This window comes from Pseudomonas sp. SMV7 (genome assembly GCF_052041995.1).
In the GTDB taxonomy this organism is placed as follows: Bacteria; Pseudomonadota; Gammaproteobacteria; order Pseudomonadales; family Pseudomonadaceae; genus Aquipseudomonas.
The window spans coordinates 32,115-59,075 of record NZ_JBKGGT010000005.1 but is presented as its reverse complement, the minus strand read 5'-3'; the positions used below and the strand labels follow the sequence as shown (position 1 = coordinate 59,075).

The 26,961-nt window shown below is 63.5% G+C and carries 22 protein-coding genes; 5 read left to right on the top strand and 17 right to left on the bottom strand.

Annotated elements, in window-relative coordinates; all coding sequences use genetic code 11:
* Positions 1-45 precede the first annotated feature (45 nt).
* The 16 genes from dnaE to rpsB all read right to left on the bottom strand — a co-directional run bounded on the left by dnaE (position 46) and on the right by rpsB (position 18,355).
* Positions 46-3,570: a DNA polymerase III subunit alpha gene (dnaE, locus tag ACLEJP_RS08045; protein WP_440805368.1), complete on the bottom strand. Its 3,525-nt coding sequence runs from the start codon at positions 3,568-3,570 to the stop codon at positions 46-48.
* A 199-nt stretch (positions 3,571-3,769) separates the two neighbouring features.
* Positions 3,770-4,393, bottom strand: coding sequence for a ribonuclease HII (gene rnhB, locus ACLEJP_RS08040; protein WP_440805366.1), 624 nt, complete (start codon positions 4,391-4,393; stop codon positions 3,770-3,772).
* Between the two features lies 1 nt (position 4,394).
* The gene (lpxB, locus tag ACLEJP_RS08035) at positions 4,395-5,522 is read right to left on the bottom strand and encodes a lipid-A-disaccharide synthase (protein WP_440805364.1); all 1,128 of its coding nucleotides are present in this window, start codon (positions 5,520-5,522) and stop codon (positions 4,395-4,397) included.
* Between the two features lies 1 nt (position 5,523).
* Positions 5,524-6,300 carry an acyl-ACP--UDP-N-acetylglucosamine O-acyltransferase gene (lpxA, locus tag ACLEJP_RS08030; protein WP_186679198.1) on the bottom strand — a complete coding sequence of 259 codons (777 nt, stop codon included), beginning with the start codon at positions 6,298-6,300 and terminating at the stop codon, positions 5,524-5,526.
* Complete coding sequence (gene fabZ, locus ACLEJP_RS08025; protein WP_051097422.1) at positions 6,297-6,737, bottom strand: 3-hydroxyacyl-ACP dehydratase FabZ; 441 nt, start codon at positions 6,735-6,737, stop codon at positions 6,297-6,299. Before fabZ ends, lpxA begins: the two co-directional genes overlap by 4 nt.
* A gap of 114 nt (positions 6,738-6,851) precedes the next feature.
* Positions 6,852-7,907 carry a UDP-3-O-(3-hydroxymyristoyl)glucosamine N-acyltransferase gene (lpxD, locus tag ACLEJP_RS08020; RefSeq protein ID WP_289134597.1) on the bottom strand — a complete coding sequence of 352 codons (1,056 nt, stop codon included), beginning with the start codon at positions 7,905-7,907 and terminating at the stop codon, positions 6,852-6,854.
* Position 7,908: 1 nt separating this feature from the next.
* Positions 7,909-8,412 carry an OmpH family outer membrane protein gene (locus tag ACLEJP_RS08015; RefSeq protein ID WP_015269197.1) on the bottom strand — a complete coding sequence of 168 codons (504 nt, stop codon included), beginning with the start codon at positions 8,410-8,412 and terminating at the stop codon, positions 7,909-7,911.
* A 44-nt stretch (positions 8,413-8,456) separates the two neighbouring features.
* Positions 8,457-10,817, bottom strand: a complete 2,361-nt coding sequence (gene bamA / locus ACLEJP_RS08010) for an outer membrane protein assembly factor BamA (RefSeq protein WP_225776618.1) — start codon at positions 10,815-10,817, stop codon at positions 8,457-8,459.
* A 73-nt stretch (positions 10,818-10,890) separates the two neighbouring features.
* Entirely contained in the window at positions 10,891-12,243 is a 1,353-nt protein-coding gene (gene rseP / locus ACLEJP_RS08005) for an RIP metalloprotease RseP (RefSeq protein WP_440805360.1), read from the bottom strand.
* A gap of 71 nt (positions 12,244-12,314) precedes the next feature.
* A complete protein-coding gene (gene ispC / locus ACLEJP_RS08000; RefSeq protein WP_440805357.1) occupies positions 12,315-13,505 on the bottom strand; it encodes a 1-deoxy-D-xylulose-5-phosphate reductoisomerase in 1,191 nt (396 codons plus the stop codon).
* Positions 13,502-14,317 (bottom strand): phosphatidate cytidylyltransferase, encoded by an 816-nt coding sequence (locus ACLEJP_RS07995; protein WP_440805355.1) that lies wholly within the window; start codon positions 14,315-14,317, stop codon positions 13,502-13,504. The genes ispC and ACLEJP_RS07995 overlap by 4 nt, the downstream gene beginning before the upstream one ends.
* Positions 14,317-15,072 carry a polyprenyl diphosphate synthase gene (gene uppS, locus ACLEJP_RS07990; RefSeq protein WP_225776614.1) on the bottom strand — a complete coding sequence of 252 codons (756 nt, stop codon included), beginning with the start codon at positions 15,070-15,072 and terminating at the stop codon, positions 14,317-14,319. Before uppS ends, ACLEJP_RS07995 begins: the two co-directional genes overlap by 1 nt.
* A gap of 15 nt (positions 15,073-15,087) precedes the next feature.
* Positions 15,088-15,645 (bottom strand): ribosome recycling factor, encoded by a 558-nt coding sequence (gene frr / locus ACLEJP_RS07985; RefSeq protein ID WP_186679220.1) that lies wholly within the window; start codon positions 15,643-15,645, stop codon positions 15,088-15,090.
* Positions 15,642-16,385: a UMP kinase gene (gene pyrH, locus ACLEJP_RS07980; protein ID WP_003252294.1), complete on the bottom strand. Its 744-nt coding sequence runs from the start codon at positions 16,383-16,385 to the stop codon at positions 15,642-15,644. The genes frr and pyrH overlap by 4 nt, the downstream gene beginning before the upstream one ends.
* Positions 16,386-16,566: 181 nt before the next feature.
* Complete coding sequence (gene tsf / locus ACLEJP_RS07975) at positions 16,567-17,430, bottom strand: translation elongation factor Ts (RefSeq protein ID WP_225776613.1); 864 nt, start codon at positions 17,428-17,430, stop codon at positions 16,567-16,569.
* Between the two features lie 187 nt (positions 17,431-17,617).
* Complete coding sequence (rpsB, locus tag ACLEJP_RS07970) at positions 17,618-18,355, bottom strand: 30S ribosomal protein S2 (RefSeq protein WP_046616139.1); 738 nt, start codon at positions 18,353-18,355, stop codon at positions 17,618-17,620.
* Positions 18,356-18,701: 346 nt separating this feature from the next.
* Between rpsB and map the strand changes: the two genes are divergently transcribed.
* From map to dapC, 3 genes are read left to right on the top strand one after another with little or no spacing between them, the layout of a single operon-like run.
* A complete protein-coding gene (gene map, locus ACLEJP_RS07965; protein WP_087501394.1) occupies positions 18,702-19,484 on the top strand; it encodes a type I methionyl aminopeptidase in 783 nt (260 codons plus the stop codon).
* A gap of 40 nt (positions 19,485-19,524) precedes the next feature.
* Positions 19,525-22,227: a [protein-PII] uridylyltransferase gene (locus ACLEJP_RS07960; RefSeq protein WP_440805352.1), complete on the top strand. Its 2,703-nt coding sequence runs from the start codon at positions 19,525-19,527 to the stop codon at positions 22,225-22,227.
* Positions 22,228-22,257: 30 nt separating this feature from the next.
* Complete coding sequence (dapC, locus tag ACLEJP_RS07955) at positions 22,258-23,454, top strand: succinyldiaminopimelate transaminase (protein ID WP_440805350.1); 1,197 nt, start codon at positions 22,258-22,260, stop codon at positions 23,452-23,454.
* A 31-nt stretch (positions 23,455-23,485) separates the two neighbouring features.
* Here the strand turns inward: dapC and ACLEJP_RS07950 are convergent, their stop codons facing one another.
* Entirely contained in the window at positions 23,486-25,132 is a 1,647-nt protein-coding gene (locus tag ACLEJP_RS07950) for a Na+/H+ antiporter (protein ID WP_440805347.1), read from the bottom strand.
* 335 nt (positions 25,133-25,467) lie between these two features.
* Here ACLEJP_RS07950 and ACLEJP_RS07945 point away from each other — a divergent pair, with 335 nt between their 5' ends.
* Together ACLEJP_RS07945 and dapD are read left to right on the top strand one after the other, a co-directional pair.
* Positions 25,468-25,815 carry an ArsC family reductase gene (locus ACLEJP_RS07945; protein ID WP_440805345.1) on the top strand — a complete coding sequence of 116 codons (348 nt, stop codon included), beginning with the start codon at positions 25,468-25,470 and terminating at the stop codon, positions 25,813-25,815.
* 31 nt (positions 25,816-25,846) lie between these two features.
* Positions 25,847-26,881, top strand: coding sequence for a 2,3,4,5-tetrahydropyridine-2,6-dicarboxylate N-succinyltransferase (gene dapD, locus ACLEJP_RS07940; protein ID WP_440805343.1), 1,035 nt, complete (start codon positions 25,847-25,849; stop codon positions 26,879-26,881).
* Positions 26,882-26,961 lie beyond the last annotated feature (80 nt).

Sequence of the window (26,961 nt, the reverse complement as noted above, 5' to 3'; positions counted from 1 at the left end):
TAAGGGATCAGGCGCATTCAGGTCGAGATTAAATTTGTTGTCGGTTCAACGATATTGCAGGAAGACGTTCTCACGTCCGAACTGGTCACGCAGTGCCTGGATCAGCCCATCGGCCGGGTCGATCGCCCACTGCTCGCCAAACTGCACCATGGCCTTGGCGTCGCTGCCGGTGTACTCCAGGGTGATCGGGCAAGCACCACGGTGACGGGTAATCAGCTCGCCCAGCCACTTCAGCCGGTCGCCCTTGAGCGCTTCGTGGGCCACCTTCAGGCGCAGGCTCTCGGCAAGCTTGGTGCGCGCATCTTCCATGGTCATCACCTGCTTCACCCGCAGGCGCAGGCCGCCGGAGAAGTCGTCGTTGCTGACCTCGCCTTCGACCACCACCATGGCGTCGGTCTGCAACAAGGACTGTGCCGCCATGAAGGCATCGGCAAACAGCGATGCCTCGATGCGGCCGGAGCGGTCATCCAGGGTGACGAAGCCCATCTTGTCGCCCTTCTTGTTCTTCATCACCCGCAAGGCGATGATCATGCCGGCGATGGTCTGGGTGTCGCGCGACGGCTTGAGGTCGATGATGCGCTGGCGGGCAAAGCGGCGGATCTCGGCCTCGTATTCGTCGATCGGGTGGCCGGTGAGGTACAGGCCAAGGGTGTCCTTCTCGCCTTTCAGGCGTTCCTTGAGGGTCAGCTCGCGCACCTTGCGGTGGTTGGCGTAGACATCGGTGTCGGCAGCGTCGAACATGCCGCCGAACAGGTCGACGTGGCCACTGTCCGCCGTGTGGGCGGCCTGTTCGGCGGCCTTGATGGCTTCGCCCAGCGCCGACAGCAAGGTGGCCCGGTTGATGTCGATATGGGCGTGATAGGCCTTGATCTCGTCATGGAAGTGCGGGCCCAGACGGTCCAGCGCGCCACTGCGGATCAGCGCGTCGAGGGTGCGCTTGTTGACCCGCTTGAGGTCGATACGCTGGCAGAAATCGAACAGGTCCTTGAACGGGCCGCCCTGGGCACGCGCCTCGACGATCGCCTCCACCGGGCCCTCGCCCACGCCCTTGATGGCACCCAGGCCATAGACGATGCGCCCGTCATCGTTGACGGTGAACTTGAAGTCGGAGAAGTTCACATCCGGGGCGTCGAGGCGCAGCTTCATGCTGCGCACTTCTTCTACCAGCACCACCACCTTGTCGGTGTTGTGCATGTCCGCCGACAGCACCGCCGCCATGAATGGCGCCGGGTAGTGGGTTTTCAGCCAGGCGGTCTGGTAGGACACCAGGCCATAGGCGGCGGAGTGGGATTTGTTGAAGCCGTAACCGGCGAATTTCTCTACCAGGTCGAAGATGTTACCGGCAAGGTCCGCATCGATATTGTTGTTGGCACAACCTTCGATGAAGCCGCCGCGCTGCTTGGCCATTTCCTCGGGCTTTTTCTTACCCATGGCCCGGCGCAGCATGTCGGCGCCGCCAAGGGTGTAGCCGGCCATTACCTGGGCGATCTGCATCACCTGTTCCTGGTACAGGATGATGCCGTAGGTTGGCGCCAGTACCGGCTGCAGGCCTTCGTACTGGTAGTCCGGGTGCGGGTAGGCCAGCTCGGCGCGGCCGTGCTTGCGGTTGATGAAGTCGTCCACCATGCCCGACTGCAGCGGGCCGGGACGGAACAGTGCCACCAGTGCGATCAGGTCTTCCAGGCAGTCGGGCTTGAGCTTCTTGATCAGCTCCTTCATGCCACGCGATTCAAGCTGGAACACCGCCGTGGTTTCGGCCTTCTGCAACAGCTCGTAGGTCTTGCGGTCGTCCAGCGGGATGAAGTCGATGTTGACCTCGGGCAGGTTCTTCTTGGCCTGCTCGCGGTTGATGATCTCCATGGCCCACTTGATGATGGTCAAGGTACGCAGGCCGAGGAAGTCGAACTTCACCAGGCCCGCGGCCTCGACGTCGTCCTTGTCGAACTGGGTTACCAGGCCGCCGCCCTCTTCGTCACAGGCGATCGGCGAGAAGTCGGTGAGCTTGGTCGGGGCGATCACCACGCCACCGGCGTGCTTGCCGGTGCCCCGCGTCACACCCTCGAGTTTCAGGGCCATGTCCCAGATCTCGCGGGCATCTTCGTCGCCCTTGAGGAAGTCGCGGAGGATTTCTTCCTGCTCGTAGGCCTTTTCCAGGGTCATGCCGACTTCGAACGGGATCATCTTCGACAGCCGGTCGGCCAGCCCGTACGACTTGCCCTGCACCCGCGCCACGTCGCGCACCACCGCCTTGGCGGCCATGGTGCCGAAGGTGATGATCTGGCTGACCGCGTTGCGGCCATAGGTTTCGGCCACGTAGTCGATCACCCGGTCGCGGCCATCCATGCAGAAGTCGACGTCGAAGTCGGGCATGGAAATACGTTCAGGGTTGAGGAAGCGCTCGAACAGCAGGTCGTAGGCCAGCGGGTCGAGGTCGGTGATCTTCAGCACGTAGGCCACCAGCGAGCCGGCACCCGAACCCCGGCCCGGGCCGACCGGGACGCCGTTGTTCTTGGCCCACTTGATGAAGTCCATCACGATCAGGAAGTAACCGGGGAAACCCATCTGGATGATGATATCCAGTTCGAACTTCAGGCGGTCCAGATAGACCTGGCGCTTCTCTTCGTAGTTGGGCGTGGTCTCTTTCGGCCACAGCACCGCCAGGCGCTCTTCCAGGCCTTCGTGGGAGACGTGGCGCAGGTAGTCATCGATACCCATGCCATTGGGCGTGGGGAAGTCGGGCAGGAAGTACTTGCCCAGCTGTACCTGGATGTTGCAGCGCTTGGCGATCTCGACCGTGTTGGCGATGGCGTCGGGCATGTCGCTGAACAGTTCGGCCATTTCCTCGGCCGACTTCAGGTACTGCTGGTCGCTGTACATCCGTGGCCGGCGCGGGTCGTCGAGGGTCCAGCCCTCGCCGATGCACACCCGCGTTTCATGGGCGTCGAAGTCGGACTGCTTGATGAAACGCACGTCGTTGGTGGCTACCAGCGGAGCGCCGAACTTGTCCGCCAGGGCTACGGCGGCATGCACGTACTCCTCGTCGCGGGCGCGGTTGGTGCGCTGCACTTCAACGTAGAAGCGCTCCGGGAACATGCCCATCCAGTCCTGCAGCAGGGCCTCGGCTTCATCGTCCCTGCCAGCCAGCAGGGCCATGCCGATGTCACCTTCCTTGCCTGCGGACAGGGCGATCAGGCCTTCGCTGGCCGGGGCGATCCATTCGCGCTGGAGGATCACCAGGCCGTTGCGCTGGCCGTCGGTCCAGCCACGCGAGATCAGCTCGGTGAGGTTGCGGTAGCCCTTCGGGTTCATGGCCAGCAGGCAGATCCGCGACAGCGGTGCTTCCGGGTCGGCACCGGCCAGCCACAGGTCAGCGCCGCAGATCGGCTTGATACCGGCGCCCATGGCGGTCTTGTAGAACTTCACCAGCGAGCACATGTTGCTCTGGTCGGTGATCGCCACCGCCGGCATGTTCATCCCGGCCAGTGCCTTGGCCAGCGGCTTGATCCGCACCAGGCCGTCGACCAGCGAGAATTCGGAGTGGACGCGCAGGTGAACGAAGGGAACCGACATGGAAGATCCTGTAGCAGTGCTGAACGACAAGGGCGGGATTGTAGCGTAAATGAGGCGGGATTTTGGGTTGCGTTGCAGCCTATCGCGACACAAGGCGCTTACAAGCATCGCGCCATGCTTCAGCGCTGGCGTTGCACCACGAAGCAGACAGCGCGGCGGATGGCACCGGCTGTGCCGGCAAACGAAGCGGGCCCCGCGGTCAGATCAGGGATGCCATGACACCTTCGCGCGCATCCCAGGCAGCCCGCACCGGGGCAAAGGAACGCCGATGAATGGGCGTAGGCCCCAAGCGCGCCAGGGCCTCGAGGTGCACCGGTGTCGGGTAGCCCTTGTGCCCACCAATGCCATAGCCCGGATAGATCAGCTCGAAGGCGCTCATTTCCCGGTCGCGGGTCACCTTGGCCAGGATCGAGGCCGCAGCAATGGCTGGCACCTTTGCGTCACCCTGCACGACCGGAGCCGAAGGCACCGCCAGCTTCGGGCAGCGATTGCCATCGATGAGGGCCAGTTTCGGCGTAACGTGCAGCCCTTCGACTGCGCGCTGCATGGCCAGCATGGTGGCATGGAGGATGTTCAGCTGGTCGATTTCCTCGACCTCGGCACGGGCGATACAAAAGCTCAGGGCTTTCTCGCAGATCTCATCGAACAGCGCCTCGCGCCTGGCTTCGGTGAGCTTCTTCGAATCGTTCAGGCCGAGGATCGGGCGCGCCGGGTCGAGGATCACCGCCGCCGTCACCACCGCGCCGCACAGCGGGCCACGGCCCACCTCGTCGACGCCAGCGACGAGGTCTTCGACCAGGTTGAAATCCAGTCCAATCTGCATGTCAGCGGTCCTTCAGCAAGGCCAGCACCGCCTCGGCGGCCTGATTCGAGGCGTCACGGCGCAAGGTGCGGTGAATTTCGTCGAAGCGCCCGGTCTGCTGGCTGCCGTCGGCCACCAGTGGCGCCAGGGCGTCGGCCAGCGCTTCGCTGGTGGCATCGTCCTGCAACAGCTCAGGCACCAGCGCACGCTGGGCGAGCAGGTTTGGCAACGACACATACGGGCTTTTGACCAGGCGCTTGAGGATCCAGTAGGTCAACGGCGCCAGGCGGTAGGCCACCACCATCGGTCGCTTGTACAACAGCGCTTCGAGTGTAGCGGTACCCGAGGCGATCAGCACCGCGTCGCAGGCTGCCAGGGCCTGGTGCGACTGGCCATCGAGCAGGGTCAACGGCAGCTGGCGCCCTTCGAGCATCTGCTCGATCTGCGCGCGCCGCGCGGCGTTGGCGCAGGGCAGCACGAAACGCACGCCCGGTACCTGCTGGCACAGCCGTGCGGCGGCATCGAGGAACAGCGCGCCCAGGCGCCCGACTTCACCGCCCCGGCTGCCCGGCATCAGTGCCACTACCGGCCCCTCGCCCAGGCCGAGCTGGGCGCGCGCGGCTGGACGGTCGGCTTCGAGCGGGATGGTGTCAGCCAATGGATGGCCAACGAAGCGCACCGGCACACCCTTTTCTTCATAGAAGCGCGCCTCGAACGGCAACAGCGTGAGCATCAGGTCGCAGCCTTCGCGGATCTTCAGCACACGCTTCTGCCGCCAGGCCCACACCGAGGGGCTGACGTAGTGCACGGTCTTGATACCGGCCTGGCGCAGCTTCAGCTCGATATTCAGGGTGAAGTCCGGCGCATCGATACCGATGAACACATCGGGCCTTTCACCTACCAGGGTTTCGATCAGCAGCTTGCGGCGTTTGAGCAGCTCGCGCAGGCGCCCCAGCACTTCGACCAGGCCCATGACGGCCAGGCGCTCCATGGGGAAATAGGATTGCAGCCCTTCGGCCTCCATCAGCGGGCCGCCAACGCCGATGAACCGCACGTCAGGGTGGCGTGCCTTGAGGGCACGCATCAGGCCTGAACCGAGGATGTCACCGCTGGCCTCACCCGCGACCAACGCTACGCAAAGCTGGGCCATGTCAGCGGGTGATGCCGCGGGCAGAGTTCACGATCGACTGACGGAACAGCTCGACCTCAGGGTGCTGTGCAGCGAGTTCGTCCAGTTCCTTGAGCGCGTCTTCGACGGTCAGGCCCTGGCGGTAGACGATCTTGTAGCAACGGCGCAGCACATGGATGACTTCATCGCTGAAACCGCGCCGGCGCATGCCTTCGAAGTTCATGCTACGGGCCTCGGCCGGGCTGCCGAACACGGTGACAAAGGCCGGGACGTCCTTGCCGATCGCCGTGCCCATGCCGGAAAACGCATGAGCGCCGATGTGGCAGTACTGGTGCACCAGGGTATAGCCGGACAGGATCGCCCAGTCGCCCACGTGCACATGCCCGGCCAACGCCGTGTTGTTGACCAGGATGCAGTGGTTGCCGATCACGCTGTCGTGGCCGATGTGGGCATAGGCCATGATCAGGTTGTGGTCGCCCACGGTGGTTTCCGCGCGGTCCTGGATGGTGCCGCGGTGGATGGTCACCCCTTCGCGGATGACGTTGTGGTCACCGATCACCAGGCGCGTCGGCTCACCTTTGTACTTCAGGTCCGGGGTGTCTTCGCCGATCGAGGAAAACTGAAAGATACGGTTGTGCTTGCCGATGCGGGTCGGCCCTTTGAGCACAACATGCGGGCCGATAACGGTGCCCTCCCCGATTTCCACATCGGGGCCTACGATCGACCAGGGGCCGACCTCGACGCCATCGGCCAGTTTGGCCGAAGGATCGATAATGGCCCGAGGATCAATCGAATTCATAGGGAGCGTTCCGCGCAAGTGATCTCGGCCGAACAAACCGGCTTGCCGTCGACCAGCGCACGGCACTCGAACTTCCAGATCATGCTCTTGCGGCTGAGGAACCTGGCTTCCAGCACCAGCTGGTCACCCGGCAGCACCGGCTGACGGAAACGCAGTTTGTCGGAACCGACGAAGTAGTACAGGGTGCCATCGGCCGGCTTGGCGTCGAGCATCTTGAAACCAAGGATACCGGCTGCCTGGGCCATGGCTTCGATGATCAGAACACCGGGCATGATCGGGTGCGCCGGAAAATGGCCATTGAAGAACGGCTCGTTGATGCTGACATTCTTGTAGGCACGAATGCTCTGGGCCTCGAAGTCCAGATCCGTCACACGGTCCACCAGCAGGAACGGGTAACGGTGAGGCAGGTATTCGCGAATCTCGTTGATGTCCATCATTTCGGGGGGGAAGCCTGTAATAAGAATAGGGAGCGCAGGTGCTGACCACACGCTCCTTTTGCAATCCAAAGAGGAGCCAGCTAGCGACTGTTCACTCTTGCTCAAGGAATGGTATCAGCCTTCTGATGTCGGCTGGCCACCTGAGGTCACGGTATCGACGCGTTTTTCCAGCTGCTGGAGACGCTTGGCCATGTCGTCCAGGTGGCGGATACGCGCGGCGCTCTTGCGCCATTCAGCCAGTGGCTGCATGGCAGTGCCGGAAGAATAGGCACCCGGTTCGGTGATCGAACGGGTCACCATGGTCATCCCGGACACGAAAACGTTATCACAGACATCGATATGACCCACCATGCCGACACCGCCGGCGATGGTGCAATGCTTGCCGATGCGCGTACTGCCGGAGATACCGACGCAGGCGGCCATGGCCGTATGCTCACCGATCTGCACGTTGTGGGCGATCTGGATCTGGTTGTCGAGCTTGACCCCGTCAGCGATGCGCGTGTCCGACAGCGCACCACGGTCGACCGCGGTGTTGACGCCGATTTCCACGTCGTCACCGATGGTCACCCCACCAATCTGGGCGATCTTGCGCCACACACCCTTCTCGTTGGCGAAGCCGAAGCCTTCACCGCCGATCACCGCACCCGACTGAATGACCACGCGCTTGCCGATGGTCACGTCATGGTACAGGGTGACCCTTGGCGCCAGCCATCCACCCTCGCCGATCACGCACCGGGCACCGACCACGCAGTGCGCACCCACGCTGACATTGGCCCCGATGCGTGCGCCGCTTTCGATGACCGCGAACGGCCCGATGCTGGCGCTGGCATCCACCTGCGCGTCCTCAGCCACCACGGCGCTGGGATGAATACCCGCCACAGCCTTGGGTTTGGGGTCGAACAGGTGGGAAATGCGCGCGTAGGCCAGGTAAGGATCGGCCACGATCAATGCGTTGCCGGCAAAGCCTTCGGCATCCGCCGCCTTGAGCAGCACCGCAGCCGCCTGGCTGTTGTCCAGGTATTTGCGGTATTGCGGGTTGGCGAGGAAGCTCAACTGACCGGGGCCTGCCTCCTGCAAGGTGGCCAGCCCGGTAATCTGCAGCGCCTCGGGCCCCTTGAGGGTGGCGCCGAGGGCCTCGGCCAGCTGGCCTAGCGTCATGGTCACGGTCATATCAACGGGCTTGGTTCATGCGCTCGATGACCTGGCGGGTGATGTCGTACTGAGGTTTGACATCGATGACCGCACCACGCTCGAGGACCAGGTCATAACCACCCTTCTTGATCACTTCCTCGACTGCGCCATCCAGCTTGGGCTTCAGTTGCTTGAGCATGTCGCGGTCGGCAACGGCCTTGGCTTCGTTCAGCTCCTTGGACTGGAACTGGAAGTCACGGGCCTTCTGCTTGAACTCGAGCTCCAGGCGCTCACGCTCCTGCTGCTGCATCTTGTCGCCGCCTTTGATCAGGCGGTCCTGGATACCCTTGGCGCTGCTTTCCAGGCTTTTCAGCTTGGTCAGTTGCGGGCCGAACTTCTTCTCGGCATCCACCGCGTATTTCTTGGCGGCGTCCGATTCCAGCAGGGCCATCTGATAGTTCAGGACGGCAACCTTCATTTCGGCGAAAGCCGGGGTGGCGACCAGCGCCGCGGCCACTACGGCCAGTTGAGTCAACTTACGCACGATGCACTCCTGGATAAACCGTTGTCGTTAAGCGAGGGCCGACCTCAGAAGGTCTGGCCCAGAGAGAATTGGAACACCTGCGTGTCGGCATCGTCCGGCTTCTTGACCGGCATCGCCAGGCTGAAGCTCAACGGGCCCAGTGCAGTAATCCAGGTCACGCCCAGGCCGACCGAACTGGCCATGCCCGAGAAACCGACCTTCTCGCAATCAGGCTGGTTGCCGCAATTGGTGTCGAACACGTTACCCACGTCCCAGAACACGGAGGTGCGCAACGAGCGCTGGTCCTTGACGAACGGCAGCGGGAACAGCAGCTCGACACCGCCCTGCACCAGCACGTTACCACCGAACGGCAACGGATCCTGGTCCGGGTCGGCGATGGTACCAGGCTTGCCACCGTTGGCCTCGCCACGGCTTGGAGTACTGCGCGGGCCCAGGCTGCTGTCCTTGAAGCCACGCACGGAGTTGAAGCCACCGGCGAAGTAGTTCTCGTAGAACGGCAGGCCCGAGGTACTGCCATAACCGTCACCATAGCCCAGCTCGGTGTGCAGGCGCAGGGTGTAGTCGTTGGTGATCGGCTTGAACAGCTGGCCACGGTAGTCGAGCTTGAAGAACGACAGGTCGCTGCCCGGAATGGTGGATTCCAGGGTCAGGCTCTGCGAGTGGCCACGGGTTGCCAGCACGCCTTTGTTCAGGGTCGATTCCGACCAGCCGATCGAGGCCTTGAAGTTGAGGAAGTTGTCGCCCTCCTCTTCGAGGAAGTCGAAGATCTCGTCGACGGTGTACTTGCCGGTCTTGATCTTGTCCTGCTGCACACTCAGGCCATAGGTCAGGCGCGAGGTTTCGCTGATCGGATAGCCCAGGCTGACGCCGGCACCGTAGCTGTCCACCGCATAGCTGGCCACGTCGACGTCGAGGTCGTCGTAATCGGTGCTGCGGTAGAAGGCGTTGTAGCCCAGGCTCACGCCATCGGCAGTGAAGTAGGGGTCGACGAAGCCGAAGTTGTAGCGGGTCTGGTATTCCGAACGGGTCAGGCCGATGGAAACCTTGTTACCGGTACCGAGGAAGTTGCTCTGGCTGATCGAACCACCGAGGATCAGGCCGGCGCTCTGGGCGAAACCGACGCTGGCGGTGATCGAGCCGGAGGCCTGCTCCTCGACGCTGTAGTTGACGTCGACCTGGTCGTCGGTGCCTGGCACTGGCGGGGTCTCGACGTTGACTTCCTTGAAGAAGCCCAGGCGCTCCAGGCGGGTCTTGGACTGGTCGATCAGGTAGGTCGAGGCCCAGCCACCTTCCATCTGGCGCATTTCGCGACGCAGCACTTCGTCTTCGGTCTTGGTGTTGCCACGGTAGTTGATGCGGTTGACGTAGGCACGCTTGCCCGGGTCGACCACGAACATGATGTCGACGGTGTGGTCTTCGTCGTTCGGCTTCGGCACCCCGTTGACGTTGGCGAAGGTATAGCCTTCGTTACCCAGGCGGCGGGTAATCAATTCGGAGGTGGTGGTCATCACCTTGCGCGAGAATACCTGGCCTGGCTGCACCAGCAACAGCGACTTGACCTGGTCTTCCGGCACTTTGAGGTCACCGGACAGCTTCACGTCGCGAACGGTGTACTTCTCGCCTTCATTGATGTTGACGGTGATGTAGACGTGCTTCTTGTCCGGCGTGATGGACACCTGGGTGGAGGCGATGTCCATGTTGATGTAGCCGCGGTCCAGGTAGTAGGAACGCAGGCGCTCCAGGTCACCGGAGAGTTTTTCGCGGGCATACTTGTCGTCGTTCTTGAAGAACGACAGCCAGTTGGTGGTCTTCAGCTCGAACAGCTGCGCCAGGGTCTCGTCGTCGAACACGTTGTTGCCAACGACGTTGATGTGCTGGATGGCGGCGACGGTGCCTTCGTTGATCTTGATCTTCAGCGCCACACGGTTGCGCGGCTGCGGCACCACCTCGGCGTCGACTTCGGCCGAGTAGCGGCCCTGCGCCACATACTGACGCTGCAGCTCGTTACGCACGCCTTCGAGGGTGGCTCGCTGGAAGATCTCGCCTTCGGCCAGGCCCGACTGCTTCAGGCCCTTCATCAGGTCGTCGGTGCTGATCGCCTTGTTGCCTTCGATCTCGATGCTCGATACCGATGGGCGCTCAACCACGTTGATGATCAGGACATTGCCATCGCGGTTCAGCTGGATGTCCTGGAAGAAGCCGGTCTTGAACAGGGAACGGGTCGATTCCACCAGGCGGCGGTCATCGGCCTGGTCACCGACGTTCAGCGGCAGCGCACCGAACACACTGCCGGCGGAAACCCGCTGCAGGCCGTTGACGCGGATATCGGAGATGGTGAAGGACTCGGCGTGAACTTCAGCGATCATCAGTGCGGACATGACCGCAGTTAGCAGCAGACGTTTCATGAAGTCCTTTTATTCCAACTGGCAATAAACAACCCGCCGCGACAAAACGGCGGGTTCGCAATTGAGCGAAGCTTTATAGTCGACCCAGATCGTTGATCAGGGCGAGCAACATCACCCCTATGACCAAACTGATACCGATCTGGACCCCCCAACCTTGCACCCGATCCGACAGCGGACGACCGCGCGCCCACTCGACCAGGTAAAACAGCAAATGCCCCCCATCCAGAACCGGGATGGGCAGCAGGTTAAGAACCCCCAGGCTTATGCTCAGGTAGGCCAGGAAATTCAGGAAATCCCCCACGCCGGACTGGGCTGAAGCGCCCGCCACTTTAGCAATGGTTATCGGTCCGCTCAAGTTTTTTACCGAGAGCTCTCCGAACAGCATTTTCTTCAGTGATTCAAGGGTCAGGACACTCATGCTCCAGGTGCGCGACAAGCCCTCACCCACCGCGTCCAGCGGGCCGTAGCTGACTTCGCGGAGCATGCTGGCAGGCCATTCGCCACCTTTTACCCCGGCACCAAGATAGCCACCGGCAGCCTTGCCCTCGCCCTTGCGCGCCAGGGTCACCGGCAGTTCCAGGGCAGCGCCGTCACGCTCGACACGCACCACGACCTTGGCTTGCGGGCGGGCGCGCACGGCATCGACCACCTGCTGCCACTCGTTCACGGCAATACCGTCGAGGGCCAGCAGCTTGTCACCGGTTTTCAGGCCGGCAGCGGCAGCCGGCCCCTTCGGATCGATTTCGGCCAGCACCGGCACGATCGCCGGGCGCCAGGGCTGCAGGCCGAGGGACTGGATCGGGTCCGGTTCGTCGGCCCCCTTGAGCCAGCTGTCCAGTTTCACCTGCAGCTGGCGCTCGGCAGTGGCGCCCTCGTCGCGCACGCCCACCTGCAAGGTGCCGCTCTCGCCCAGGCGCCGGACCAGTTGCAGGTTGACCGCCGACCAGCCATTGGTCGGCTTGCCATCGATGGAGACGATTTCCTGACCTGCGGTAAGGCCTGCGGATGCTGCCAGGCTGCCCGCTTCGACGGCGCCGATCACCGGACGGACCTGCTGGGTACCCAGCATCGCCAGCACCCAGAAGAACAGGATGGCCAGCAGGAAGTTGGCAACCGGGCCGGCCGCGACGATGGCGATGCGCTGGCGCACGGACTTGCGGTTGAACGCCTGGTCGAGCAGCGCCGGCGGCACCTCGCCCTCGCGTTCATCGAGCATCTTGACGTAGCCACCCAGCGGAATCGCCGCGACCACGAACTCGGTGCCATGGCGATCATGCCAGCGCAGCAACGGCGTACCGAAGCCCACCGAGAAGCGCAGCACCTTGACCCCGCAGCGACGTGCCACCCAGAAGTGGCCGAATTCATGGAAGGTGACCAGCACCCCCAAGGCCACGAGGGTGCCGATAATCATGTAGAGCGCTGTCATATCCATCTCCGAATGATGTTCAGCGGGCCGGCATCATGCCCAGCCCCCTCATGAACCGTGGTGGGCCTGCATCAGCGAGCGTGGCGCCTCAGCCATTCACGGGAAAGCTCCCGGGCGCGCTGGTCGGCGGCGAACACCGCGTCCAGCGAAGGCAGCGGCACGACGGGCTCCTGATCGAGCACCTGTTCGATCATACCCGCGATCTCCGGGAAACGGATACGCCGCTGGAGAAATGCCTCGACCGCAACTTCGTTGGCGGCATTGAGCACAGCTGGCGCGCTGTTGCCGGCCTCGGCAGCCTGCCGCGCCAGGCGCAGGCAAGGGAAGCGCTGTTCGTCGGGCGCCTGGAAATCCAGACGGGCGATGGCGAACAGGTCCAGCGGGGCCACCCCGGAGTCGATCCGCTCGGGCCAGGCCAGGGCGTTGGCAATCGGCGTGCGCATGTCCGGGTTACCCAGCTGCGCCAGTACCGAGCCGTCCACGTAGTCCACCAGGGAGTGGATCACGCTTTGCGGATGCACCACCACCTCGACCTTGGCCGGTGCCGCATCGAACAGCCAGCAGGCCTCGATCAGCTCCAGGCCCTTGTTCATCATGCTGGCGGAATCCACCGAAATCTTGCGCCCCATGGACCAGTTGGGGTGCGCGCAGGCTTGCTCCGGGGTGACATCCAGCAGCGCCTCGACGGGCGTTTCGCGGAACGGGCCACCCGAGGCGGTCAGCAGGATCCGGCGCACGCCGACGGCATTCAGGCCACGCGCATAGTCACCAGGCATGCACTGGAAGATCGCGTTGTGCTCGCTGTCGATCGGCAGCAGCACAGCGCCACTGCGGCGCACCGCGTCCATGAACAGCGCGCCGGACATCACCAGCGCCTCCTTGTTGGCCAGCAGCACCTTCTTGCCCGCCTCGACCGCGGCCAGGGTGGGACGCAAGCCGGCAGCTCCGACAATGGCCGCCATCACGGCGTCGACTTCCGCCGCGCAAGCCACCTGGCACAGCCCGCCCTCGCCTTCCAGCACTTCGGTGGCGCAACCCGCCGCAGCCAGGCCTTCGCGCAGGCGCACGGCCGCCTCGGCCACCGGCACCACGGCAAACGCCGGGCGATGGCGCAGACACAGGGCCAGCAACTCGTCGATACGCGAATAGCCGCTCAGGGCGAACACCTGATAGCGGTCAGGATGGCGCGCGATGACATCCAGCGTGCTCAGGCCGATGGAGCCAGTGGCGCCGAGCACGGTAATGCGCTGCGGACGGCTCACATCACACCCCATTCCGCAGCCCACAACAGCACGGCGAAAATCGGGATGGCGGCCGTCAGGCTGTCGATGCGATCCAGCACCCCGCCATGACCGGGCAGCAGGTTGCTGCTGTCCTTGATGCCGGAGCGGCGCTTGAACATGCTCTCGGTCAGGTCACCGATTACCGACGACATGACCACCAGCGCGGCGCCGAGCAGGCCCAGCAGGATCTGGCCGACGCTCCAGTCGCGGCCGATGCCGACCACCACGGTGATGGCCAGGCTGACCGCCAGGCCACCATACACGCCTTCCCAGCTCTTGCCCGGACTGACCTGCGGGGCCAGCTTGCGCTTGCCGAAGGCACGACCGGAGAAATACGCACCGATATCGGCGGCCCACACCAGCACCATGACCGAGAGGATCAGCCAGTTACCCAGCGACCAGTGCTTGAGCAGCACCAGCCCCTGCCAGGCCGGCAGCAACACCAGCAGGCCGATCAGCAGGCGGCAGGCAGCACTGGCCCACAGTTCGCTGCTGCGCGGGTAGGTCAGCACCAGCCAGGTGGCCAGCCCCCACCAGATCACCGCAGCGCCCAGCACCCAGGGCGCCAGCTCGGGCAGGATATACAGCAGCATCAGCGCTCCGGCGACCACCGCGGCATAGGCGATACGCAGCGGTTGGGCCATGAGCCCGGCCAGGCGTGCCCACTCCCAGGCGCCGAGGGTTACCACAAAGCCGATGAACAGGGCGAAATCCCCGCCATTGAGCAGGAAGAAGCCACCCAGCGCGATCGGCAGCAGGATCAGCGCGGTAATGATGCGTTGTTTAAGCATTAAGCACGAGCTCCAGCCTCGACCTGCTCGCTGGTCTTACCGAAGCGGCGCTGGCGCGAAGCGAAATCGGCCAGGGCATTGCGCATGGCCTCGTGTTTGAAATCCGGCCAGTACAGGTCGGAGAAGTACAGCTCGGCATAGGCCAGCTGCCACAGCAGGAAATTGCTGATGCGGTGCTCACCACCGGTGCGGATGCACAGGTCCGGCAGCGGCAGTTCGCCGGTTGCCAGGCAGGTCTGCAACAGGCCCGGGGTGATGTCCTCCGGGCGCAGGTGCCCGGCTTGCACTTCGCGCGCCAGCCGCTGGGCAGCCTGGGCGATGTCCCACTGGCCACCGTAGTTGGCCGCGATCTGCAGGATGAAACGGTTGTTGCCGGCAGTCAGCGCCTCGGCCTCGCGCATGGCAGCCTGCAGCTCCGGATGGAAACGCGAACGGTCACCGATGATACGCAGGCTGATGTTGTTCTCGTTCAGGCGCCTGGCCTCGCGGCGCAAGGCCGAGAAGAACAGCTCCATCAGCGCACCGACCTCTTCGGCGGGGCGCTGCCAGTTTTCGCTGGAGAACGCGAACAGGGTCAGCACCTCGACCCCGGATTCTGCACACACCTCGATGACCGCGCGAACGGCGTCGACACCCGCCTTGTGCCCGGCAACGCCGGGCAGCAGGCGCTTTTTCGCCCAGCGGTTGTTGCCATCCATGATGATCGCGACATGACGCGGCACCGAGGGCGGCACCGCTGGCTTGGTCTTTTCCATTAAAAAACCCCGGCCTTAGACGGCCATCAGGTCCTTTTCCTTGGCTTTGAAGGCGGCATCGACTTCGGCAACGAACTTGTCGGTCAGCTTCTGGATCTCGTCAGCGGCACGACGCTCTTCGTCTTCGCTGATCTCCTTGTCCTTGGTCAGCTTCTTCAGCTCGGCCAGGGCATCGCGGCGCACGTTGCGCACAGCGACCTTGGCATCCTCGGCAACGCCGCTGGCCTGCTTGGTGTAGCCCTTGCGGGTTTCCTCGGTCAGGGCCGGCATCGGCACGCGAATGGTGGTACCGGCGCTGGACGGGTTCAGGCCCAGGTCGGAGGTGAGGATGGCCTTCTCGATGGCAGCGCTGAGGTTCTTGTCGTGGGCGACGATCTTCAGGGTGCGGGCATCTTCGACGGTGATCGCGGCCACCTGGTTCAGCGGCATCTCGCTGCCCCAGGCCGGGACCTTGACGCTGTCCAGGATGCTTGGGTGCGCGCGACCGGTACGGATTGCCGCCAGGTTGCGACCCAGGGCCTCGAGGGACTTGGTCATGCGCTCCTGCGCGTCTTTCTTGATGTCGTTGATCATGCTTGGCCTTCCTCGATCAGAGTGCCTTCAGCGCCACCCACCACGATGTTCAGCAGGGCGCCAGGCTTGTTCATGTTGAATACCCGCAATGGCATCTTGTGGTCACGGCACAGGCAGATTGCGGTCAGGTCCATCACACCCAGCTTGCGATCCAGCACCTCGTCGTAGGTCAGGTGATCGAACTTCTCGGCGTGCGGGTCCTTGAATGGATCGGCAGTGTACACACCATCGACCTTGGTCGCCTTCAGCACCACGTCGGCATCGATTTCGATGGCGCGCAGGCAGGCCGCGGAGTCGGTGGTGAAGAACGGGTTGCCGGTACCGGCGGAGAAAATTACCACATCCCCGGAGTTGAGGTGGCGAATAGCTTTGCGACGATCGTAATGATCGGTGACGCCGACCATGGAAATGGCCGACATGACCAGGGCCGGGATGTTCGAGCGCTCCAGCGCGTCGCGCATGGCCAGGCCGTTCATCACGGTGGCCAGCATGCCCATGTGGTCACCGGTGACACGGTCCATGCCGGCTGCGCTGAGCGCGGCACCGCGGAACAGGTTGCCACCGCCGATCACCAGGCCGACCTGGACCCCGATCCCTACCAGCTGGCCAACTTCGAGGGCCATGCGATCCAGCACCTTCGGGTCGATCCCGAAGTCTTCCGAGCCCATCAGGGCCTCGCCGCTAAGTTTGAGCAAAATGCGTTTATAGCGAGGTTGGCGACCACTCACCTGCTGAGCCATTGCGAGTCTCTCCTGCGGCGTACTTTTAGAAAATTCGTGCGGGCTGTTTTCAGCCTGCTAACTGTAGCGTGGCACCGCTTCGGTGCCAGCGAAGAGAGAGTCGGATAAACCCCTCTCCGTTTTGACAAAGAGGCTGCGCGCGTGAGCGGGCAGCCTCTTCGGGGCGACAGACGGGGCTGTCTTACTGCTTGGCAGCAGCGACCTGGGCGGCAACTTCTTCAGCGAAGTTGTCGACTGGCTTCTCGATGCCTTCGCCGACCTTGAAGTAGGTGAAGGAAACGATTTCAGCACCGGCTTTCTTGGCCAGCTCGCCAACCTTGACTTCCGGGTTCATGACGAAGGCCTGCTCGACCAGCGAGGCTTCGGCCAGGAACTTCGAGATACGACCCTTGATCATGTTCTCGACGATGTTTTCCGGCTTGCCGGCGATCTTGTCAGCGTTCAGTTGCAGGAAGACGCCCTTCTCGCGCTCGATGGCTTCGGCCGAAACTTCCGACGGCAGCAGGAACTCTGGGTTCGAAGCGGCAACGTGCATGGCGATGTTCTTGGCCAGCTCGACGTCGCCGCCTTTCAGGACAACGGCAGCGCCGATCTTGTTGCCGTGCAGGTAGGCACCGACCACGTCACCTTCAACGCGCACCAGGCGACGGATGTTGACGTTTTCGCCGCACTTGGCGACCAGCGCTTCACGCGCAGCTTCACGCGATGCGATCAGCGGAGCGGCGTCGGTCAGCTTCTGGGCGAAGGCTTCTTCGATGCTGTCGGCTACGAAAGCCTTGAAGTCGTCTTGCAGGGCCAGGAAGTCGGTCTGCGAGTTCACTTCCAGCAGGACGGCGGATTTACCGTCGGTCTTGACCGCGATAGCGCCTTCAGCAGCGACGTTGCCAGCCTTCTTGGCGGCCTTGATGGCGCCCGAGGCACGCATGTCGTCAATGGCTTTCTCGATGTCGCCGCCGGCCTTTTCCAGGGCCTTCTTGCAATCCATCATGCCTTCGCCGGTACGCTCGCGCAGTTCTTTGACCAGCGCTGCAGTAATTGCTGCCATTTCAAAATCCTCTTGGAAAGTTTTTCAACCATTCCACCCGTTGCTCACGGGCGTTCAATTCTGCAAATCCACTGTGTCTATCTCAGCAAGGCCCATGATGCGGGGCCGATGCTGACAGCAGGATTTCAAGGTGGCAAAAAGGGGGCAGAGCCCCCTTTTTGCGTGCCAAGTCGACGCTAGCGTCTAATTACTCGGCAGCAGGTGCAGCCGCTTCTTCAGCGTAAACTTCGGTGCCGCCGGCAACGTTGTTGCGGCCACGGATGACTGCGTCAGCCATCGAAGTCATGTACAGCTCGATAGCGCGGATGGCGTCATCGTTACCTGGGATGATGTAGTCAACACCTTCCGGGCTGCTGTTGGTATCGACAACGCCGATAACCGGGATGCCCAGTTTGTTGGCTTCGGTGATCGCGATGCGCTCGTGATCAACGTCGATAACGAACAGAGCGTCAGGCAGACCGCCCATGTCCTTGATACCGCCCAGGCTGCGATCCAGTTTTTCCAGGTCGCGGGAGCGCATCAGGGCTTCTTTCTTGGTCAGCTTGGCGAAAGTGCCGTCTTCGGCCTGGGTTTCCAGGTCGCGCAGACGCTTGATCGAAGCGCGGATGGTCTTGTAGTTGGTCAGCATGCCGCCCAACCAACGGTGGTCAACGTATGGCGAACCGCAACGAGCAGCCTGCTCGGCGACGATCTTGCCAGCGGAACGCTTGGTGCCGACGAACAGGATCTTGTTCTTGCCCTGGGCCAGGCGCTCTACGAACGCCAGGGCGTCGTTGAACATCGGCAGGGTTTTTTCCAGGTTGACGATGTGGATCTTGTTGCGCGCGCCGAAAATGTACTTGCCCATTTTCGGGTTCCAGTAACGGGTCTGGTGGCCGAAGTGCACACCGGCCTTCAGCATATCGCGCATGTTGACTTGGGACATGATAGTTCCTTGATAAGTCGGGTTGGGCCTCCACGTATCCCAATGACCAACCCGCGAATTCTGCAACTCGGGGCACCCAGGCCATCGTGTCGACACGTGTGTGGGTTAAGTGCTGACGGGGTCGTCCCCGAAAGCGGCGCATTTTATACCACAGACAGCGGCCGAACGGAACCCGGATACTGTTGCGTCCGTCAGCGGTTTTTGCAGCACCCCGGCTTTCGCGCCAGAATGCCAGCTATAGACAGCAGCATGAGCGTCTTTATCCCGACCGATCGGCGCCCTGCTCTGCTAGAATCCGGCCTTTCCCGTTTGTTCGCGCCGCATGCGGCGCTGTAGAGAGCCTGTAATGACCGTCACCATCAAGACTGCAGAAGACATCGAGAAGATGCGCATCGCCGGCCGCCTGGCCGCCGAAGTGCTGGAAATGATCGAGGAACACGTCAAGCCCGGTGTCACCACCGAAGAGCTGGACCGCCTGTGCCACGACTACATCGTCAACGTCCAGCAGGCCATCCCGGCGCCGCTCAACTACAAGGGCTACCCGAAGTCGATCTGCACCTCGATCAACCATGTGGTCTGCCACGGCATCCCCAACGACAAGCCGCTCAAGGACGGTGACACGCTGAACATCGACGTCACCGTGATCAAGGACGGCTACCACGGCGACACCAGCCGCATGTTCCACGTCGGCACCGTGCCGGTATGGGCCGAGCGCCTGTCCAAGGTCACTCAGGAGTGCATGTACAAGGCCATCGAGCTGGTCAGGCCGGGCTGCCGCCTGGGCGACATCGGTGAAGTGATCCAGAAGCACGCGGAAAAGAACGGTTTCTCGGTGGTACGCGAGTTCTGCGGCCACGGTATCGGCAAGGTGTTCCACGAGGAGCCGCAGATCCTTCACTATGGCCGCGCCGGCACCGGCATGGAGCTGAAGGAAGGCATGACCTTTACCATCGAGCCGATGATCAACCAGGGCAAGGCCGACACCAAGGTACTGGGCGACGGCTGGACCGCCATCACCAAGGACCGCAAGCTTTCGGCCCAGTGGGAACATACCCTGGTGGTGACCGCGACCGGCTACGAGATCTTCACCCTGCGCAAGGACGACACCATCCCGCGCACCTCGGCCTGACGCACTCATAACGGCCAACCCTCGACAGGAACCTGACGCGATGTCCCAGGTGGATCCCGAGTTGTTCGACCGCGGCCAGTTCCAGGCGGAACTGGCCCTCAAGGCGAGCCCCATCGCCGCCTTCAAGAAGGCCATCCGCCAGGCCGGCGAGGTGCTCGACCGGCGTTTTCGCAGCGGCAGCGAAATCCGCCCGCTGATCGAGGCTCGCGCCTGGCTCGTCGACAATATCCTGCAACAGGCGTGGAACCAGTTCGACTGGGGCGACCACAGCGGCATTGCCCTGGTCGCGGTTGGCGGCTACGGGCGCGGCGAGCTGCACCCGCATTCGGACATCGACCTGCTGATCCTGCTGGGTGCCGCCGAACACGAGCAGTACCGCGACGCCATCGAGCGCTTTCTCACCCTGCTGTGGGACATCGGCCTGGAAGTGGGCCAGAGCGTGCGCACCGTCGACGAGTGTGCCGAGCAGGCCCGCGCCGACCTGACGGTCATCACCAACCTGATGGAAAGCCGCACCATCGCCGGTCCCGAGGCCTTGCGCCAGCGCATGCTGGAGGTCACCGACACCCGGCACATGTGGCCGAGCAAGGACTTCTTCCTGGCCAAGCGCGCCGAGCTCAAGGCCCGCCACCACAAGTACAACGACACCGAGTACAACCTTGAACCCAACGTGAAAGGTTCGCCCGGTGGCCTGCGCGACATCCAGACCGTGCTGTGGGTGGCGCGTCGCCAGTACGGCACCCTCAACCTGCATGCGCTGGCCGGCGAAGGCTTTTTGCTGGAAAGCGAGAACGAGCTGCTGGCCTCGTCCCAGGACTTCCTTTGGAAGGTGCGCTACGCCTTGCATATGCTGGCCGGGCGCGCCGAGGACCGCCTGCTGTTCGACCACCAGCGCAGCATCGCCGCGCTGCTGGGCTACAGCGACGACAACCCCAAGCGGGCGATCGAGCAGTTCATGCAGCAGTACTACCGGGTGGTGATGAGCATCAGCCAGCTGTGCGACCTGATCATCCAGCACTTCGAAGAGGTCATCCTGGCCGATGACGACAGCGGCACCACCCAGCCGTTGAATGCGCGCTTCCGCCTGCATGATGGCTATATAGAAGCCACCCGGCCGAACGTGTTCAAGCGCACCCCGTTCGCCATGCTGGAGATCTTCGTGCTGATGGCCCAGCACCCCGAGATCAAGGGCGTGCGCGCCGATACCGTGCGCCTGCTGCGCGAACATCGGCACCTGATCGACGACACCTTCCGCACCGACATCCGCAACACCAGCCTGTTCATCGAGCTGTTCAAGTGCGAAATCGGCATCCACCGCAACCTGCGGCGGATGAACCGCTACGGCATCCTTGGCCGCTACCTGCCGGAATTCGGCCTGATCGTCGGGCAGATGCAGCATGACCTGTTCCACATCTATACGGTCGACGCGCACACCCTCAACCTCATCAAGCACCTGCGCAAGCTGCAGTACACGCCGGTGTCCGAGAAATTCCCGCTGGCCAGCAAGCTCATGGGGCGCCTGCCCAAGCCCGAGCTGATCTACCTGGCCGGCCTGTACCACGACATCGGCAAGGGGCGCCAGGGCGACCACTCCGAACTGGGCGCCCTGGATGCGCAGAAATTCTGCGAACGCCACCAGTTGCCGGCCTGGGACAGCCGCCTGATCGCCTGGCTGGTGCAGAACCACCTGGTGATGTCGACCACCGCCCAGCGCAAGGACCTGTCCGACCCGCAGGTAATCAACGACTTTGCCCTGCACGTGGGCGACGAAACGCGCCTGGACTACCTCTACGTGCTGACCGTGGCCGACATCAACGCCACCAACCCCAGCCTGTGGAACTCGTGGCGCGCCAGCCTGCTGCGCCAGCTGTACACCGAGACCAAGCGTGCCCTGCGCCGTGGCCTGGAAAACCCGCTGGACCGCGAGGAGCAGATTCGCCAGACCCAGTCCGCAGCACTGGATATCCTGGTGCGCGAGGGCACCGACCCGGACGACGTCGAGCAATTGTGGTCGCAGCTGGGCGATGACTACTTCCTCAAGCACACCGCCGCCGACGTGGCCTGGCACAGTGACGCGATCCTGCAGCAGCCGGCCGACGGCGGGCCGCTGGTACTGATCAAGGAAACCACCCAGCGCGAATTCGAAGGTGGCACGCAGATCTTCATCTATGCCCCCGACCAGCACGACTTCTTTGCCGTGACGGTGGCGGCCATGTCGCAACTGAACCTGAACATTCATGACGCGCGGATCATCACCTCGAGCAGCCAGTTCACCCTCGACACCTATATCGTGCTGGACAACGATGGCGGCTCGATCGGCGACAACCCGCAGCGGGTCAAGCAGATTCGCGACGGCCTGACCGAAGCGCTGCGCAACCCCGAGGACTACCCGACCATCATCCAGCGCCGGGTGCCGCGCCAGCTCAAGCACTTCGACTTCCCGCCGCAGGTGACCATCCTCAACGATGCCCAGCGGCCAGTGACCATCCTCGAGATCACCGCGCCGGACCGCCCAGGCCTGCTGGCCCGGCTGGGGCGGATCTTCCTGGAGTTCGACCTGTCGCTGCAGAATGCCAAGATCGCCACCCTTGGCGAGCGGGTGGAAGACGTGTTCTTCATCACCGACGCCGACAACCAGCCGCTGTCCGACCCACAGCTGTGCAGCCGCCTGCAGGAGGCCATTGTCCAGCAGCTGCAGGCCGGCCAGGCCAGCGATACCAGCCCGACCCGCATGACCTTTTAACGACCAGACGATTGACGAGACCTTGCGCCGATGAACCATGCCTTGACCCAGCTTCAGCCCTACCCGTTCGAGAAACTCCGCGCCCTGCTGGGCAGCGTGAAGCCGGCGGCGGACAAACGCGCCATCGCCCTGTCGATCGGTGAGCCGAAGCATGAATCGCCGGCGTTCGTCGCCCAGGCCATGGCCGACAACCTCGACAAGCTGGCGGTATACCCCAGCACCATCGGCCTGCCGGGCTTGCGCCAGGCGATCGGCCAGTGGTGCGAGCGCCGCTTTGGCGTCCCGGCCGGCTGGCTGGACGCCGAGCGCCACATCCTGCCGGTCAACGGCACCCGCGAGGCGCTGTTCGCCTTCACCCAGGCCGTGGTCAACCGCGCCGATGACGGCCTGGTGGTCAGCCCCAACCCGTTCTACCAGATCTACGAAGGTGCAGCGCTGCTGGCCGGCGCAACCCCGCACTACCTGCCGTGCCTGGAAAGCAACGGTTTCAACCCCGACTTCGACGCCGTGCCGGCCGAAGTCTGGCAGCGTTGCCAGATCCTGTTCCTGTGCTCGCCGGGCAACCCCACGGGCGCGCTGGTGCCGATGGCCACTTTGAAAAAGCTGATCGCCCTGGCCGACCAGCACGACTTCGTGATCGCCGCCGACGAGTGCTACAGCGAGCTGTACTTCGACGAAGACGCCCCGCCACCGGGCCTGCTGACTGCCTGCGCAGAGCTGGGCCGCAGCGACTTCAAGCGCTGCGTGGTGTTCCACAGCCTGTCCAAGCGTTCCAACCTGCCGGGCCTGCGTTCGGGCTTCGTCGCCGGGGATGCCGAGATCATCAAGCCGTTCCTGCTGTACCGCACCTACCATGGCTGTGCCATGCCGGTACAAACCCAACTGGCCAGCATTGCCGCCTGGCAGGACGAGGCGCATGTACGCGAGAACCGCGACCAGTACCGCGCCAAGTACGATGCCGTGCTGGATATCCTGCAGCCGGTGCTGGACGTGCAGCGCCCGGACGGCAGCTTCTACCTGTGGGCCAAGGTGCCCGGCGACGATGCCGAATTCACCCGTGAGCTGTTCGCGGCCCAGCATGTGACGGTGGTACCGGGCTCGTACCTGTCGCGCGAAGTGGATGGGGTGAACCCGGGTGCCGGGCGCGTGCGCATGGCGCTGGTCGCGCCGCTGGCCGAGTGCATCGAGGCGGCGGAGCGGATTCGCCAATTCCTGCAGAGCCGATGACCGACCGGGGGCGCGTTGCGCCCCTTTCGCTCTACTTGACCGCCCCCAGGTTCGCCTCGCTCAAGTCCAGCTCGCCCAGCACCTGCCGCACCACCTCGTCACCTACCAGATGCTGACGATGCAGGTCGTACAGCTCCAGCCGCTGTGCCCGCAGCGCACGCAGGCGCAGGCGTCGCTCCAGCAGGTCCATCTGTTGCGCCAGGGCCTTGGCTTCGGCGCTGTCGTTGTAGCTGTCCAGTTCATCGCGGTATTCCGCCATCAGGCGCGCCTTGAGTTCGGTGGCCAAGGTCGCCTGCGCGGCATCCTGCGGCGCGTTGCTGTCGATCACTTCTTCGGCCTCCAGGGCATGGATCGCCGCCTCGGCAGTACGCCGCCAGGCCTCTTGCACTTCCTGGTGCAGGCGCTCGTCCGGGCTCTTGGTCACCCCGCGCAGCAGCAGCGGCAGGGCAATACAGGCGGTGATCAGCGACAGCAGGATCACCCCGGCGGCGATGAAGATCAGCAGGTCACGCTCTGGGAATACCTTGTCCGCGCCTATCAACAGCGGGATCGACATGACACCGGCCAGGGTGACTGCTCCGCGTACACCGCCCAGGGTCAGCAGCCAGCAGGAGCGCGCCGTGGGCATCAGGACCAACGCTGGCTTGCCGCGCCAGCGTCGCACCACCCCGATCGAGCGCCAGATACTCTGCACCCAGATGAAGCGCAGCAGGATCAACGCTGCAAAGATTGCCACCACATCCAGGCAACGCCAGGCCAGGGTCGGCCAGACGCTGGCTTCGTGGCTGACCACGGCCTTGATGATGTCCGGCAGCTGCAGGCCCAGCAGGAGGAAGATCAGGCCGTTGAAGGCGAACTCCAGCAATGACCAGACGCTGCGGTTGAGCAGGCGGGTGCTGGTCTGCCTGGGCAGCAGGTCGAGCCAGCTCTGCATCATGCCGGCCGCTACCGCGGAGAGGATGCCCGACACGCCCAGGCGCTCGGCCAGCACGTAGGCGGCGAACGGCAGCAGCAACATGAACACCACGTGGGTGGCCGGGTCGTCCCAGCCGCGGGCGATCATCCACGCCCGCAGGCGGCCGATCAGCCAGCTCAGGGCGACACCCACGGCAAGGCCGCCCAGGGCGACCAGGACGAAGCTGAAGCTGGCATCGGCCAACGAGAACACCCCGGTAATCGCTGCCGCCAGAGCGAACTTGAAGGTCACCAGGCCGGACGCATCGTTCATCAGGGCCTCGCCTTGCAGCATATGCATCAGCGGGGTGGGCAGGCGGTCCTGGGCAATGGCCGACACCGCCACGGCGTCGGTCGGCGACAACACTGCCGCCAGGGCGAAGGCCACCGGCAGCGGGATGCCAGGCAGCAGCCAGTGGATGAAATAACCGGCCCCGACCACGGTGAACAGCACCAGCCCAACGGCCAACGCCACTACCGGGCCACGGATGCGCCACAGCTCGCGCTTGGGAATGCGCCAACCGTCGGCGAACAGCAAGGGTGGCAGGAACAGGAACAGGAACAGTTCGGGGTCCAGGGCCACATGCAGGCCCAGCGTCGGCCAGGCCAGCAAGGCACCGGCGGCGATCTGTACCAACGGCAAGGGCAGCGGGATCATGCGGCCGACCAGCTTCGACACGCTGACCAGCGTGAGCAGGATGAGGACGGTATAGGCGGACTGCATCCGGTAGGGCTTCCTTTGTGAACCAGAATCGACAGCGGGGCGAAAGCGCGCCATTGAAACAATATGTTAGCGGGGTAGCGTGAGGCGAGGCCGCTGCACGATAGTCGCAGGTGGGGGATGAATATGTAACATGATGAGACGTGGAGCTGGAGCGCATGCCTTGGCGGTTGTAGTGCCGGTTGGACCGAGCGCTGCCTGCGCGGCGCTCGGTCCAACCGGCACTACAAGACTCAAGGCATGCCCCCCGTGGCGCTCAAAGGATGGTTCCCGCATAATCCCGCGACTGACATTCGAATACGGAGAAATTGAGGCAGCCTGTGGCCTCAATGTACACAATGACCTACACGCTCTACGGCATCAAAGCCTGCGACACCATGAAAAAAGCGCGTACCTGGCTCGACGAAAAAGCCGTCGCCTACGAATTCCACGATTACAAGACCCAAGGCATCGACCGTGACAGCCTGAACCGCTGGTGCAACGAACACGGCTGGGAAGTCATCCTCAACCGTGCCGGCACCACGTTCCGCAAGCTGGACGACGCCAGCAAGGCCGACCTCGACCAGGCCAGGGCCGTCGAACTGATGCTGGCCCAGCCGTCGATGATCAAGCGCCCGGTGCTGGACCTGGGCACCCGCACCCTGGTCGGTTTCAAGCCCGACCTGTACGCCGCAGCCCTGGCCTGAGCCCCTACCCTATTTCGCACGAGGTAATCACATGTCCAATACCCTGTTCAGCCTGGCCTTCGGTGTCGGCTCCCAGAACCGCCAGGGCGCCTGGCTGGAAGTGTTCTACGCACAACCACTGCTCAACCCGAGCGCAGAACTGGTCGCTGCCGTAGCGCCGCTGCTCGGCTATGCAGGTGGCAATCAGGCCATCGCCTTCAGCACTGCCCAGGCCGCCCAACTGGCCGAGGCGGTGAAAGGCATCGACGCCGCCCAGGCGGCCCTGCTGACCCGCCTGGCCGAGAGCCACAAGCCGCTGGTCGCCACCCTGCTGGCCGAAGACGCTGCACTGACCTCGACTCCGGAGGCCTACCTCAAGCTGCACCTGCTGTCGCACCGCCTGGTCAAGCCGCACGGTGTAAGCCTGGCCGGCATCTTCCCGCTGCTGCCGAACGTGGCCTGGACCAACCAGGGCGCAGTCGACCTGGCCGAACTGGCCGAGCTGCAACTGGAAGCGCGCCTGAAGGGCGAGCTGCTGGAAGTGTTCTCGGTGGACAAGTTCCCGAAAATGACCGACTACGTGGTGCCGGCCGGCGTGCGTATCGCCGACACCGCCCGTGTGCGCCTGGGCGCCTACATCGGCGAAGGCACCACCATCATGCACGAAGGCTTCGTCAACTTTAACGCTGGCACCGAAGGCCCGGGCATGATCGAAGGCCGCGTTTCCGCTGGCGTGTTCGTCGGCAAGGGTTCCGACCTGGGCGGCGGCTGCTCGACCATGGGCACCCTGTCCGGTGGCGGCAACATCGTCATCAAGGTTGGCGAAGGCTGCCTGATCGGCGCCAACGCCGGTATCGGTATCCCGCTGGGTGACCGCAATACCGTCGAGGCCGGCCTGTACATCACCGCTGGCACCAAGGTGAACCTGCTGGACGAGAACAACCAGCTGGTCAAGGTAGTCAAGGCCCGCGACCTGGCCGGCCAGACCGACCTGCTGTTCCGCCGCAACTCGCTGAACGGTGCGGTGGAGTGCAAGACCCACAAGTCGGCGATCGAGCTGAACGAGGCGCTGCACGCGCACAACTGAGAACCCTGCAGCCCTGCAGCAGCGGATTCTCAGCGCTTGAAATGCTAAGATCGGGTCTGGCACCACGCCAGACCCGATTT

Excerpts from the sequence above, each read along its gene's own strand:
- dnaE (WP_440805368.1), bottom strand. The coding sequence starts at position 3,570 with ATGTCGGTTCCCTTCGTTCACCTGCGCGTCCACTCCGAATTCTCGCTG.
- rnhB (WP_440805366.1), bottom strand. The coding sequence starts at position 4,393 with ATGCAGATTGGACTGGATTTCAACCTGGTCGAAGACCTCGTCGCTGGC.
- lpxB (WP_440805364.1), bottom strand. The coding sequence starts at position 5,522 with ATGGCCCAGCTTTGCGTAGCGTTGGTCGCGGGTGAGGCCAGCGGTGAC.
- lpxA (WP_186679198.1), bottom strand. The coding sequence starts at position 6,300 with ATGAATTCGATTGATCCTCGGGCCATTATCGATCCTTCGGCCAAACTG.
- fabZ (WP_051097422.1), bottom strand. The coding sequence starts at position 6,737 with ATGATGGACATCAACGAGATTCGCGAATACCTGCCTCACCGTTACCCG.
- lpxD (WP_289134597.1), bottom strand. The coding sequence starts at position 7,907 with ATGACCGTGACCATGACGCTAGGCCAGCTGGCCGAGGCCCTCGGCGCC.
- bamA (WP_225776618.1), bottom strand. The coding sequence starts at position 10,817 with ATGAAACGTCTGCTGCTAACTGCGGTCATGTCCGCACTGATGATCGCT.
- rseP (WP_440805360.1), bottom strand. The coding sequence starts at position 12,243 with ATGACAGCGCTCTACATGATTATCGGCACCCTCGTGGCCTTGGGGGTG.
- ACLEJP_RS07995 (WP_440805355.1), bottom strand. The coding sequence starts at position 14,317 with ATGCTTAAACAACGCATCATTACCGCGCTGATCCTGCTGCCGATCGCG.
- uppS (WP_225776614.1), bottom strand. The coding sequence starts at position 15,072 with ATGGAAAAGACCAAGCCAGCGGTGCCGCCCTCGGTGCCGCGTCATGTC.
- frr (WP_186679220.1), bottom strand. The coding sequence starts at position 15,645 with ATGATCAACGACATCAAGAAAGACGCGCAGGAGCGCATGACCAAGTCC.
- pyrH (WP_003252294.1), bottom strand. The coding sequence starts at position 16,385 with ATGGCTCAGCAGGTGAGTGGTCGCCAACCTCGCTATAAACGCATTTTG.
- tsf (WP_225776613.1), bottom strand. The coding sequence starts at position 17,430 with ATGGCAGCAATTACTGCAGCGCTGGTCAAAGAACTGCGCGAGCGTACC.
- rpsB (WP_046616139.1), bottom strand. The coding sequence starts at position 18,355 with ATGTCCCAAGTCAACATGCGCGATATGCTGAAGGCCGGTGTGCACTTC.
- map (WP_087501394.1), top strand. The coding sequence starts at position 18,702 with ATGACCGTCACCATCAAGACTGCAGAAGACATCGAGAAGATGCGCATC.
- ACLEJP_RS07960 (WP_440805352.1), top strand. The coding sequence starts at position 19,525 with ATGTCCCAGGTGGATCCCGAGTTGTTCGACCGCGGCCAGTTCCAGGCG.
- dapC (WP_440805350.1), top strand. The coding sequence starts at position 22,258 with ATGAACCATGCCTTGACCCAGCTTCAGCCCTACCCGTTCGAGAAACTC.
- ACLEJP_RS07950 (WP_440805347.1), bottom strand. The coding sequence starts at position 25,132 with ATGCAGTCCGCCTATACCGTCCTCATCCTGCTCACGCTGGTCAGCGTG.
- ACLEJP_RS07945 (WP_440805345.1), top strand. The coding sequence starts at position 25,468 with ATGACCTACACGCTCTACGGCATCAAAGCCTGCGACACCATGAAAAAA.
- dapD (WP_440805343.1), top strand. The coding sequence starts at position 25,847 with ATGTCCAATACCCTGTTCAGCCTGGCCTTCGGTGTCGGCTCCCAGAAC.